This is a genomic window from Bradyrhizobium sp. CCBAU 53340, assembly GCF_015291645.1.
GTDB lineage: Bacteria > Pseudomonadota > Alphaproteobacteria > Rhizobiales > Xanthobacteraceae > Bradyrhizobium.
Window position 1 is genome coordinate 5759543 of sequence record NZ_CP030055.1, and the last position, 12859, is coordinate 5772401.

Annotated in this window: 11 protein-coding genes; 1 reads left to right on the forward strand and 10 read right to left on the reverse strand. The window is 64.1% G+C overall.

Annotated elements, in window-relative coordinates:
• The gene (locus XH89_RS27195) at positions 1-885 is read left to right on the forward strand and encodes an ABC transporter permease (RefSeq protein WP_194463444.1); all 885 of its coding nucleotides are present in this window, start codon (positions 1-3) and stop codon (positions 883-885) included.
• Here the strand turns inward: XH89_RS27195 and XH89_RS27200 are convergent.
• From XH89_RS27200 to XH89_RS27245, 10 genes are all read right to left on the reverse strand, one after another.
• On the reverse strand, positions 882-1628 hold the full coding sequence (locus XH89_RS27200) for a hypothetical protein (RefSeq protein ID WP_194463445.1): 747 nt from the start codon (positions 1626-1628) through the stop codon (positions 882-884). The genes XH89_RS27195 and XH89_RS27200 overlap by 4 nt on opposite strands.
• A gap of 8 nt (positions 1629-1636) precedes the next feature.
• Positions 1637-2887 (reverse strand): adenylate/guanylate cyclase domain-containing protein, encoded by a 1251-nt coding sequence (locus XH89_RS27205; RefSeq protein WP_194463446.1) that lies wholly within the window; start codon positions 2885-2887, stop codon positions 1637-1639.
• The gene (locus XH89_RS27210) at positions 2884-3273 is read right to left on the reverse strand and encodes a response regulator (RefSeq protein WP_128967508.1); all 390 of its coding nucleotides are present in this window, start codon (positions 3271-3273) and stop codon (positions 2884-2886) included. The genes XH89_RS27205 and XH89_RS27210 overlap by 4 nt, the downstream gene beginning before the upstream one ends.
• Positions 3270-5315, reverse strand: a complete 2046-nt coding sequence (locus XH89_RS27215; RefSeq protein WP_194463447.1) for an ATP-binding protein — start codon at positions 5313-5315, stop codon at positions 3270-3272. Before XH89_RS27215 ends, XH89_RS27210 begins: the two co-directional genes overlap by 4 nt.
• A gap of 54 nt (positions 5316-5369) precedes the next feature.
• Positions 5370-6350 (reverse strand): ABC transporter substrate-binding protein, encoded by a 981-nt coding sequence (locus XH89_RS27220; protein WP_194463448.1) that lies wholly within the window; start codon positions 6348-6350, stop codon positions 5370-5372.
• Positions 6351-6463: 113 nt separating this feature from the next.
• The gene (locus XH89_RS27225) at positions 6464-9559 is read right to left on the reverse strand and encodes a MexW/MexI family multidrug efflux RND transporter permease subunit (RefSeq protein ID WP_194463449.1); all 3096 of its coding nucleotides are present in this window, start codon (positions 9557-9559) and stop codon (positions 6464-6466) included.
• Positions 9560-9627: 68 nt separating this feature from the next.
• Positions 9628-10821, reverse strand: coding sequence for an efflux RND transporter periplasmic adaptor subunit (locus XH89_RS27230; protein ID WP_194468644.1), 1194 nt, complete (start codon positions 10819-10821; stop codon positions 9628-9630).
• A 2-nt stretch (positions 10822-10823) separates the two neighbouring features.
• Entirely contained in the window at positions 10824-11525 is a 702-nt protein-coding gene (locus tag XH89_RS27235; RefSeq protein WP_194468645.1) for a TetR/AcrR family transcriptional regulator, read from the reverse strand.
• A 145-nt stretch (positions 11526-11670) separates the two neighbouring features.
• On the reverse strand, positions 11671-12261 hold the full coding sequence (locus XH89_RS27240) for a thiamine pyrophosphate-dependent enzyme (protein ID WP_194463450.1): 591 nt from the start codon (positions 12259-12261) through the stop codon (positions 11671-11673).
• Positions 12258-12800: a phosphonopyruvate decarboxylase gene (locus XH89_RS27245; RefSeq protein ID WP_194463451.1), complete on the reverse strand. Its 543-nt coding sequence runs from the start codon at positions 12798-12800 to the stop codon at positions 12258-12260. Before XH89_RS27245 ends, XH89_RS27240 begins: the two co-directional genes overlap by 4 nt.
• Positions 12801-12859: the final 59 nt, after the last annotated feature.

Genomic DNA, 12859 nt, shown 5'->3' on the forward strand with positions numbered 1-12859 from the left:
ATGACCGACGCCGCCTTGTCCGTCCCCCTTGTACAAGCCGAAGAGCTGGACAGCCCGGCGCGCCGTGCGCGTCGGCGGCTGTTCAAGCGCAAGGCGGCGGTGTTCGGGCTCATCGTGCTCACGATGTTCATCGCTGTTGCAGTCCTTGCGCCGCTCATCGTGCCCTATGATCCCATCGCAACGAGCTGGAGCCTGGTCCGCAAGCCGCCCACCAGCGCGCACTGGTTCGGCACCGACGAACTCGGTCGCGACGTCCTGAGCCGCATCGTCTACGGCGCCCGCGCCTCGCTGCTGGCAGGCCTGATCTCGGTCGCGATCGCGCTCGGCATCGGTGTGCCGCTTGGCCTCCTCGCCGGCTATCGCGGCGGCTTCGTCGACGCGCTGATCAGCCGGATCACGGATGCAATGCTGGCTTGTCCGTTCCTGATCCTGGCGATTGCGCTGGCCGCGTTCCTCGGTCCGAGCCTCGGCAATGCCATGATCGCGATCGGCATCTCGGCCACGCCGGTCTTCATTCGCCTGACCCGCGGTCAGGTGTTGAGCGTCAAGGCGGAAGACTATGTCGAGGCGGCGCGCGCGCTCGGCAATCCCGGCTGGCGGATCGCGTTCTCGCACATCCTGCCGAACATTCTGCCCGCGCTGCTGGTGCAGGCGACGCTGTCGATTGCCGCTGCCATCATTGCCGAAGCAGCGCTGTCGTTCCTCGGCCTCGGTCAACAGCCACCGGCGCCGTCCTGGGGCAGCATGCTCAATGCGGCGCAACGTTTCCTGACCCAGGCGCCGTGGATGGCGATCTGGCCCGGGCTCGCCATCTTCCTCGTGGTGCTGTCGCTGAACCTGCTCGGCGACGGCCTGCGCGACGCGCTGGACCCGCGCCAGCGCTAGATGACGGTCTCGCGCATCACGCGGCGGCAATCCATCTCGAATTCGAGATCGACCACCGGCGGTCGGGCAAAGTGCCAGGTCAGTCCGGAGCGAAGCGCGCCGCGCCGAACCAGCTCATCGACCAGCGCGTGGTGGAAGTCGTGGACGGAATAGGCCTGGACGGCGGTGGTGTCCTTCCAGCCGAAGCCAAACGCCGTCATCCGGTTCTCCATCTGCGACGTCGTCGTGAAGCGCACTTTCTCGCGCAAACCCTCCGGACTGAGGTCACGATAGCGCACCGTACGCTCGACATAGGTGCCGCCTCCTTCGAGCGCCTCGGCGCCGCCGGCGATCACGAAGGACTGCGCCTTCGATCTCGACGGTCGCGTGAACGAGAACGCGTAGAACGACGGTTCGGACGGCGGATCGATCTCGGGACAGACATTGCTGCGCGCCACCGGATTGGTGGTGCCGTCGAAGATGCCCCACTCCGACAGCGTCTTGACGTAATGCAGATTGAAGGCGCGGAAGCCCTCCTCGCTGAAGGCCGCCGGTGAGCGCAGCTCGCAGGCACAAAAGGCCGTCAGCGGTCGCCCCGCCTCCTGGATGAACTTCGCAGCCAGCGCAAACCCTGCCGCGAGCGGCACCAGGCGATCAAACCTGACACGCTCGATCTCATAGTCGTCATCGGCAGCAGCACCCGCCGAATACTGGAATACGGATGGAATGAAGCGATAGTTGCCGGCCGAGAATTCACGCGTCATGTGGACCCCTATTCCAGTTGCATGCGGATGCCCTTGCCGCCGTTGAGCAGGCGCTTCAGGTGAAAGCCGGCGAGAGGATCATCGGCATGCATGCCGACCAGCGCGGCAAAGGCCGGCATGGCCGCGGCGTCGCCGGCCTCCATCTTGGCAAAGGCCTCGGAATATCGCGCTGTCGCGGGCGCCTCGAATTTCTCCAGTGGCAACGGCTCGAACGCGCGCAGCGGTTCGCTGCGTCCGCGCAGCACCAACTCGCCGACGGGGCGGCCCTGAAAATTCTCGGCGCGCTCCGCGACGCTGGCACTGACGCAGATGCGGGTGCCGAGATGCTTGTTGGCGGCCTCCAACCGGGCCGCGGTATTGATGGTGTCGCCATAGGCGGTGTAATCGAAGAAGCGGTTGCCGCCGAAATTTCCGACCAGGGCCGGCCCGGCGTGAATGCCGATCCGGGTGGTGCCGAAATTCACCCCCCTGGCCTTCTGTCGCGCGCAAAACTCCTGTGCCCAACGATCGAGATCGTGTGCGCAGGCCACTGCACGCGTCGCATAGTCCGGTTGATCGCCGGGCGCATTGAACAGCACCTGGATTGCATCGCCGATGATCTTGGCAACCGTCCCCTCATGCGCGAACACGACTTCGGTCATGCCACCGACATATTCGTTGAGGAGCTCTCCCAGCGTCTCGGGTGCCGCGCTCTCGACCAGCGACGTGAAGCCGGTGATGTCGGTGAAAATGGTCGCGACGTCGCGCCACTGGACCGCGATCCCCTCGCCTTCGCCGCCCGCCGCCAGGCGCTTGGCGAGCTCGGGCGAGAAATGACGCGACAGCGCCGCATGCGCGCGCTCGGCCTCCATCTGGCGCCGCCGCACCTCGCGCAACATCTCGATATGGCGGACGGTCTTCTGGATCGTGGCTTCCAGGTCGAGGAAGTCGATCGGCTTGGTCAGGAAGTCGAACGCACCGCGGTTCATAGCGGTGCGGATGTTGCTCATGTCGCCATAGGCGGAGACGATGATCGTCGACTTCTTGTCCTCGGCCTCCTGGAGCTTCGCGAGCAGCGACAGCCCATCCATCCGCGGCATGTTGATGTCAGACACCACGAGGTCGACGAGCGGATTCTGCTCGATCGACTCCAATGCCTCGACGCCGTCGCGCGCGAAGATGAAATTGACCAGCCCGTCACGGATCTGCCTGCGGAATTTTTGCAGGATCAAGGCTTCCAGATCCGGCTCGTCGTCGACGAAGAGGATGGTCGGAATCATGCCGCCTGCTCGAGCCTGGTATCGATCTCCTGGCGCAATTGCGCAAAGTCGATCGGCTTGGTGAGGAGCCCCGTCGCGCCACCTTCGATCGCCTTCCTGCGCGTCTCGACGTCGCCATAGGCCGTGATCATGATGACCGGGACATGCGGATGATCGGCCCGCACCTTCGGTAGCATGTCGAGCCCGCTCATGCCGGGCATATTGATATCGGACAGGATCAGGATCAGCGAGGGATCCCGCACCTCGGCGGCGCGCTTGATCGCGTCGGGTGCCGAGAGCGCGAATTCCATATGGAAGCGACCGGCGCGCAGGTCGCGCCGGAACTGCTGGCGGAACAACGCCTCGACATCGGGCTCGTCATCGACGACAAGGATGTAAACGTTCACGTCTTGCCTCCGGAAGGTCCACCTGCGGCCATCACGCGCGGCAGGGTAATGATGAATTCGGTGAATACGCCAGGCTCGGTGCTCACGTCGATCGTGCCGCCGTGCTGCTTCGCGACGATGTCGTGGCTCATGGAAAGGCCGAGCCCGGTCCCCTCGCCGGCCGGCTTGGTGGTGAAGAAGGGGTTGAACATCTTCTCCTTCACCTCGGGCGGAATGCCTGTGCCATTGTCACGGATCCGGATCTCGACCCTGCTGCCGAGATTTTTCGTCGCGGCACTCAGGGTCGGCTCGAATCCATCAGCGGCGCTCTCCTTGCGCTTGGCTGCCGCATAGAAGCCGTTCGAGATCAGATTGAGGAAGACGCGGGTGATTTCCTGCGGATAGACGTCAACCATCCCAGCGGTCGGGTCGAGGTCCCGCGCAAGCGTGACGTTGAATGACGGCCTCTCGGCGCGCGCGCCGTGATAGGCCAGATTGAGGCTCTCTTCCACGATCGCGTTGATGTCGGCAGGCCGATGCTCGCCGGATCCTTCGCGCGAATGCAGCAGCATGTTCCTGACGATGGAATCGGCGCGCTTGCCGTGCTGCACGACCTTCTCCAGGTTCCCCCGCAGCATGCCGGTCAGCTCGTCCACCTCGTCCTTCGTCTTGTCGTCGAGAGAAGCCGTTTGCAGGACCTCGTTGAGCTCGTCGATCAACTCGGTCGATACCGAGGAGAAATTATTGACGAAGTTGAGCGGGTTCTTGATCTCGTGGGCGATGCCGGCCGTGAGCTGGCCGAGCGAGGCCAGCTTCTCGGTCTGAACCAGGCGGTCTTGCGCAGAGCGCAGATCGTTCAGCGACTGCCTGAGTTCTGCGGTTCTCTGTTCGACCTTGTTTTCGAGGTCGGCGTAGGATTCTTGCAAGCGCGAGCCCATGTCATTGAACTGATCGGCGAGTCCCTCCAGCTCGTCGCCAGTCTTGATCGAGATACGCTGGGAAAAATCGCCGCCGCCGATCCGCTCGGCGCCGCTGCGCAGCGCCTGGATCGGGCCGACCATACGGCGCGCCAGGAAGATTCCCGCAAGCACCGCGAAGACCGATGCCGCCAGCAGCACGATCGCGAGCCGCTGCAACGACGCATAGAGCGAGGCGTAGGCCTCCTCGACCGGCAGCTCGACGAACATGGTCCAGTGCAGCGGCTCGATCGGGGCCACTGCGGTCAGAACCTTCTGGCCCTGGATGTTGACCGCCTCCTGGAGCGCATCGGGCATGACGCCGCCGCCGGCCTGAGCGGCGCGCACCTGCGCCAGGCCCGACATGTCGGTGTTGCGCAGCACGAGGCTGATGTCGGGATGCGCGATCAGGCGCCCCTCAGGATCGACCACATAGGCGTGCCCGTGTGCGCCGACCTTGATCTGCGAGACAATGTCCCAGATCAGCTTCAAATTCACTTCCGCGATGCTGACGCCGGCATCCTTGCGGGCGCCGGCGAGCGCCAGCGTCATGTAGGGCTCGGACTCGCGGCGAAAATAGACCGGCCCATAATAGACCTTGTGCGCAACGGCTTCCGTGAACTTTGGATCGCTCGACAGGTCGACGCCGCTGTCGATCGCATCCATCGCCAGCCGCGAGACGCGCAGGCGCTCCCTGCCGGTCGAATCCACCTGCGCGAGCTCGGTGATGGCAGGCACCTGCCGCAACAGCCGCAACGCGTCGAACCGGCGCGGCTCGATCGATCCGCCGGACCAGGGCAACTGCGTGGTCCAGCCCAGTTGGCTCTCGATCTGCTTGACGAACTGGCTGATCTTGGCCGCGGCCGCCTCAGCCTGCTCGTGCTGGACCCGGATCAGCGAGGCCTTGTGCTCTCGATAATAGAAGAGGACCTCGAACAACCCATTGGCGAGCAACGCGACGGCGACGACGGCCACGAACAGCGCGACATATTTGGTGAACAGCCGGGTCCTGATTCCCCGCCCCGTCTCAGCGGACGCGGCGCCGCTCCCGGCCGCGCTCGGCAGGGTCCCGGTCTGCGGGGTGTCGGGATGGACGGAAATGCTCATTTCCCGGAGCCTAGCAAGAAGGCCGGACCTTGTCTCTCGCCGCCGCGCTCAGGGTTACTCGATGACCTCGTCGGCAAGGGCCAGCAGGGTCGGCGGAATTTCAAGTCCGGTTGCCTTGGCCGTCTTGAGATTGATCACCAGGGGATAGCGGGTCGGCAGCTCGAATGGCAGATCGCCGGGGTTGGCCCCGTTGAAAATGCGGGCGACGAGCGCTGCCGCCCGCTCGAAGGATTCCGGCACATCCGCTCCGTAGGACATCAACCCTCCGTCGCGGGCAAGGTCAGCATTTTCGTAGATCGCCGGCAATTTCCGGAGAGCGGCGAATTCGTACACGCGCCTGCGGTTGAGAATGGTGAGCGCATCGGCCACCATCAGGATGCCGTCCGGCGGATCGCCATTCATCACGGAGAAAGCCTCTTCGAAATCGTCGGGTTCGCGGACGCCTAGCGCCTGCACGGTCAGCCCGAGCGCCTGAGCGGCCTTCGCGGACGCCTGGTAGCGCATCGTCATGCCGAGGTCGTCCTTGTTCCAGAGCATCGCGACCTTGGTCAATTTCGGCGACATGTCCTTGAGCAGCGACAGCCGCTTGGCGCTGAGTGTCGCTGCGACGTCCGAAATCCCGGTGATTTTGCCGCCTGGATGCGCCAGGCTCTCGATCAGCCTGGTCTCGACGGGATCACCGATGCCACTGGCCGCCACGGTGGGAATGTCGGCCGCCTTGGCCGCCATTGCCGTCGGGTAGCCGATGATCACGACGGCATCGACTTTCGCGGCCTTCAGCTCTGCGATCAGCGCGGGAAGCTTGGCGACATCGCCCGAGGCGCCGCGCGCTTCAAAGATCAAGTTCTGGCCAAGCTTGAAACCGCGCTCGCCGAGCACTTTCACCAGGATCTTGCCGCCCGGACTGATCTCCGTGATCGGCGCGATCGGCGTCAACGTGCCCAGACGGAACATCCTGCCGCTCTGAGCCGCGGCCGGGCACGGCCCCAACAGCGAGACACTACCGAGCCCTGCCAGGAATTCGCGCCGTCTCATTATGTTTCCCTGCCTCTGGCGCAACAGCGCGCCGGACAAGTCTAGCACGGGACAAGAAAAAAGCGGCAATGGCGATGGCCATTGCCGCTCCGCGATCTTCGCTTCGGACGGGCTCAGGTTGGCCGCAGCGCCTTGGCACCGAGGTCGAGCTCGTTGACCTGCTTATTCCGCTCGGAATCTGCGGCCGCACGATGGTCGGTCGCCAGGACGACGTAAACCGCCGGCAGCACGAACAGGGTGAACAGCGTGCCGATCGACATTCCGGCGACGACCACGAGGCCGATGGAAAAGCGGCTGGCCGCACCGGCGCCAGAGGCGGTCAGCAACGGGATCAGGCCGGTGACCATCGCAGCCGTCGTCATCAGGATCGGCCGGAGGCGGATGCGGGCCGACATTTCGATGGCCGAACGGCGGTCGAGCCGTTCGTTAACCTGGAGCTCGTTGGCGAACTCCACCATCAGGATGCCGTGCTTGGTGATCAGCCCGACGAGGGTTAGCAGGCCGACCTGCGTATAGATGTTCATGGTCGCCACGCCGAAGAACAGCGGGATCAGCGCACCCACGATCGCCATCGGCACCGAGATCATGATCACGAACGGATCACGCAAGCTCTCGAACTGCGCCGCCAGCACCAGGAAGATGATGATCAGCGCGAATCCGAAGGTGATCGCGAGCTGATTGCCTTCCTGCACGTACTGCCTGGAATCCGCGAGATAGTCGTGGCTGAAGCCCTGCGGCAGCTTCTTCGCCTCGCCCTCGAGGAAGTCCACCGCGGCACCGACGGTCACGCCGGGCATCGGCACGGCCGAGAACGTCGCCGAGTTCAGCTGATTGTAGTGCGTCAGCGAATTCGGATCGGTCTTGGTCTTGATCGAGACCACGGTCGACAGCGGCAGCTGCTGCCCGGTGTTGGTCGTCACATAGTAGCCTCCGAGCGATTCCGGCGAGAGGCGCTCGCTGCGCGGCACCTGCGGGATCACCTGGTACGAACGGCCCTGGAGATTGAAGCGGTTGATGTAGTTGCCGCCGAGCAGAACCGCGAGCGTCGAGCCGAGGTTCTGCATGTTGACGCCGAGATCCTGCGCCTTGGTGCGGTCGATCGTGACTTCGACGTTCGGCTGGTTATAGGCGAGGTCGCTGTCGGAGACGATGAACATGCCGCTCTTGCGCGCTGAATCCTTCAGCTTCTCCATTTGCTCGTAAACGGTCTGGAAGCCCGCGGTGGAGCTGATGACCATCTGCACCGGCAGGCCGCCCGGCCCGCCCGGCAGCGGCGGCAGGTTGAACGCGAAAGCCTGCACGCCCTCGATCTTGGAGAGCTCGGCCTGGACCAGCGGCTTCAGCGCGATCGACGAGCGCTTGCGCTCCTCCCACGGCTTGAGCAGCATGCCGGCGATGCCGCCCTGCGGGCCGTTGATGCCGTTCAGCACGAAGCGCAGATCGGTCTCCGGGAAGCTTTGAAACTTCTTGTCGAGCTTGTCGCCGTAGAAATCGACATAGTCGATGTTGGCGTATTTCGGCGCCTTGGTCACCGCGAACACGATGCCCTGGTCTTCCTCGGGCGCCAGCTCTTTCGAGGTGTGCAGGTAGAGGAAGCCGACCAGCCCGAGGATCGTCACCGCGAACAGGCCGGTGATGGCCTTGTAGTCGAGCGAGCGGTCGAGCCGGCGGCCGTACCACCGCGTCAGCGCGCCGAACACCCTGTTGACGAGCTTGGCAAAGCGGCCCTCCTCGGTGTTCTTGAGGAGCACCGAGCACATCATCGGCGACAGCGTCAGCGCGATCACGCCCGACACGATCACCGAGCCGGCGAGCGTGAAGGCGAATTCGCGGAACAGCGAACCGGTGAGGCCGCCGAGGAAGCCGATCGGGGCATACACCGCCGCGAGCGTGATGGTCATCGAGACGACGGGGCCGACGATCTCGCGTGCGCCTTGTAGCGACGCCTGGACCGGCGTCTTCCCTTCTTCGAGATGGCGGTGGATGTTCTCCACCACCACGATGGCGTCGTCGACCACGAGACCGATCGCGAGCACCATCGCGAGCAAAGTCAGCAGGTTGAAGCTGAAGCCGAGCGCCAGCATCAGGGTGCAGACGCCGATCATCGACAGCGGGATGGTGACGACAGGGATGATGACCGAACGGAGCGAGGCCAGGAACAGGAAGATCACCACGATCACGATCATCACGGCTTCGCCAAGCGTCTTCTCCACCTCGTCGATCGAGGATTGGATGAACTTGGTCGAGTCATAGGCGACCTTCATCTTCATCGACGGCGGCAGATTGCGCTCGAGCTCGGGGAACAGCGCGCGCACGCCCTTCACCAGCGTCAGCGGATTGCCTTGCGGCGTTGCCTGCACGCCGATGAAGATCGCATGCTCGCCGTTGAAGGCCACGCTCGCGTCCGTGCTTTGGGCGGCAAGCTCGACGGTGGCGATGTCCTCCATGCGCACAAAGCCGCCGTCCTTGGCCTTGACGATCATCTTCTTGAACTGATTGACGTCGGTCAGGCCCGTGTTCGTCGAGATATTCGAGACGATCAGATAGCCCTTGGTCTGGCCCGCCGCCGACTGGAAGTTGTTGGCAGTGATCGCGGAGGCAACGTCCCCCGGCGAAACGTTGCGTCCGGCCATCTTCACGGGATCAAGCCAGAGCCGCATCGCGAAGGTCTGACCGCCCAGGATGTCGGCCGAAGCCACGCCATCGACGGTCGACAGCACCGGCTGCACCACGCGCGTCAGGTAATCCGAGATCGCCGAGCCCGACAGCTCCTCGGATGAAAAGCCGAGATACATCACGGCCGTGGTCTGGCCCGTGGTCTTGGTGACGATCGGATCGTTGGACTCCTTCGGGATCAGGTATTTGACCGAGTTCGTCTTGGCCAGCACTTCGGTGAGCGCCTGGTTCGGATCAAAATTCAGCTTGATGTAGACCTGGATCGTCGAGGTGCCGAGCACGGAGGACGAAGTGATGTAGTCGACGCCTTCGGCGGAGGCGACCGCCTGCTCGATCGGCGTGGTGATGAAGCCCTGGATCAGATCCGCCGACGCGCCCGGATAGACGGTCGTGATGTTGATGACCGTGTTCGACAGCTTCGGATACTGCCGGATCGGCAGCACCATCGCCGCGCGCAGTCCGATCAGCAGGATCAGCAGGCTGACGACGACCGACAGAACCGGGCGCTTGATGAAAATATCAGTAAAGGCCATCGCGGCGATCTCGATTTCTTTGTCTCAAGACACGTGATCCGGCATTGCCAGATCACGTGAGCGTATTGTCAGTAGCGCGGCGGCTGCGCCGGGATCTGCGGCGCCGGGTCGGTCGAAATCGCAACAGCAGCGCCCGACTGCAGCTTGAGCTGGCCGACGGCAACGACCTTGTCGCCCGGCTTGACGCCCTTGATGATCTCGACACGACCATTGCCCCGGTTACCGGTCTGCACGAACGTGCGCACCGCGCTCAGCGTGGTCTTGCCGTCCGCTTCCTTCTTCTCGGTGATCACGAACACCGAGTCGCCGTACAGCGTGTAGTCGACCGCCGTCTCCGGAACGGTGATCACGGCCGGCTTGTCCGGCAGCACCACCGTGGTGGTCACGAACATGCCGGGCTTCAGGATTTTCTCCGGATTGGCGACGGTCGCTTGCACGCGAATGTTACGGGTGTCAGCCGCGACCTGCGGCTCGATCGTGGTGATCTTGCCATCGAAGGTGCGGCCCGGATAGGCGTCGACCTTCAGCCGGACCGGCTGGCCAACCTTGAGGTTGGCCGAGTCCTTTTCGGTCACCGTGAAGTTCGCCCACAGCTCCGACAGATCGGTCAGCGAGACAATGGCGGTGCCAGCGGTGAGATATTGGCCGACCTCGACCTTGCGAACGCCGAGATCGCCGGAGAACGGCGCGCGGACGAGCTTCTGCGAGATCAGCGCTTCGGTCTTGGCGATGCCGGCCTGCGCCTGGTCGTAAGCGGCCTGCGCGGAATCGACGGTCGCCTGCGGACCGAACTGGCGCGCGGCCAGTTGCTTGGCACGATCGAGCGACAGCTGCGCGACGGTCGCCTGCGCCTTGTAGTTGGCGAGATCGCCCTGATCCGGTGCGTCGAATAGCTGCACCAGCGGCGTGCCGGCCTCGACATGAGCGCCAGGCTCGAATTTGATCTCGGTGACGCGGCCGTTGACGTCGGCGGTAACGTCGACCTGGTGCACGGCGGCAAGGCCGCCGACTGCTGTGAGCAGGTTCGGCACCACCTCGGACGTCGCCTCGGCCGCGCTGACCAGGGTTGGCGGCGGCTTGTTGTTGGCGAAGAACTGCTTGATCATCTGGCCACGGAAATAGTTGAACCAGACAAGACCGCCGACGAGCACGCCCAGCAGCGTGCCGACGATGATGAACCAGAGCACCGGCCGGACCGGACGCTTGGGAGCCTTGCTGTCGATCGGTTCGCCCGAAATCTTGTGTTCGGTTACGATGTTCATTGTCATGCGCTTTCTGCAATCGCCGCTCTGCCGGCACCCGCGGCCTGATCGTGGCCCAGATGCGAAGCAATTGCGGCGTCGTTAAGTCCGATACCTCTCAGGAGAAACTCACAGAGCTGCCGCTCCAGATCGCTCGCCCTGCCGTAAGCAAGACAGGGCACAGAGGGCAGCCTGGTCAGCGCAGCGGTCATCACCGTGTGATGCGCAAACCAGAACAGATTGAGCGGTTCACTGCCACAGGCACGCGCATCGCCGGCGGCGACCGCGCGTTCGAGCGAGGCGACGAAGACCGCTCCGATCAGCGTCTCGATCTTGGCATATAGCAAACGAGCGAATTCGCCGTCATCCAGATGACTGGTGGCCATCAGTCGCAGGCGCTGGGCCTCTTCCTGGTCGGGCCCGTCGGCAATGTTGAGAAAATGCTGGACCATGCTGCGGATCAGCTCGACCAGGGTGGCCGTCGACGGCTCCCGCTCGAGCAGTTCCATCAGCGCCGGGTCCGCCTCGCATTCGTCACTCAGGATTTCGGCGTAGAGCGCCGCCTTGGACGGGAAATGCTTGAACAGCAGAGCCTCGGAAATGGCAGCAGCGGCCGCCACGCTCTTGGTCGTGGTGCCGTTATAGCCATGTCGGGCAAAGCATCGCTTGGCGGCTCCGAGGATCAGCTGACGCCTCAGGTCGCTCGTCATACGCAATGAGCTCATGCTAGTGAGTAAGCACTCACTAGCGCGAAAGTCAAGCCAATTGCTGCGGCGCAACTTAAATGCGTACCAACCTGTTGAGAATTGGTCACAGGTTACCGTTGTGGGGGCGAACGGCGCCCCAGCGGGAACCACCTCGGGACCGGCGTCAAATCGGCAGGAAGCCGAGGTCGCCCCGGATCCGGTTGACGATGTAAGTCCCGTCCCGGCTTGGCAAAATCCGCTCGACGCCGGCGCTGTCGATCTTCACATTGGCAAAGCGTGGGCCCGCGGAGAGGTCGTGGACGGCATTGGCGAAGGCCTCGACCTCGACCATGGTCGAGATCGCCCTGCTATCGGCGATGCCGCAGGCCCTGGCGACGCCGACGAGGTCGGCCGCAGCCGAAGTGTGGCTGGTCTGGCCGCCAGTCTCGCCATCGGCCTCGTTGTCGAGCACTGCGATCGAGAGATTGGGCGGCTTCTGCAGGCCGATGGTGGCAAGGCTCCCCATGCCCATCAGCATCTCGCCGTCACCGGTGATGACCAGCACCGGCAGTTTTGGCTGCGCCAGCGCCAGGCCCAGCCCGATCATCGCAGCTCCGCCCATGCCGCCCCAGAGATAGAAGTTGCGGGCGTGGTCGCCGGCGGCGGTGATGTCGTTGGTGGAGGCGCCGAGACCGCCGATCGCAACCACATCCTTCCGGTTCGCAAGCAGCGCGGACACCACCTGGCGGCGGTCGAGGAGATTGGCCTTGCTCATTTGGTGAAAACCTTGGCGCCGATCAGGCGCTGCGACAGCAGGACGGCGGTGGGCGTGAGCGCGTTGTAGGCCTGGGCCACTGCCGCCTCCAGCACCGCCGGCACTTCGGCAGCATTCGAGGCGCGCAGCACCTTGACGCCCGAGAGTTCGAGCACGCCTTGCGTGGTCGATCCCATCGGCACCTGCCACGGATTGAACTCGCCCCACTCGCCGCGCATGGTCACGAGGGTGAGGAACGGAAAGCGTAGGATCGGGATCAGCGACAGCATGTTGATGCAATTGCCGACGCCGCTCGACTGCATCAGCAGCACGCCCCGCTGGCCGCCAGTCCAGGCGCCGGCGAGCAGCGCCACGCCCTCCTCCTCCGTCGTCAGCGGAATGCCGCGCATGGTGGACGAGGCCAGCACGCGCTGGATCAGCCTCGAATGGCCGGCGTCCGGCACGTAAGGCACCTGCCTGACGTCGAAGCGTTGCAGGGTCGCGAAAATGTCGTCAGGCCAGGTTGGGGCCGTGTCGGAAGCGTCAGCGCGGGCGTGCATTTTCCTGTCCGGTCGGCTTGCAAATCACGGCATGACTGTAGACGGTGACCCGCAAAGCT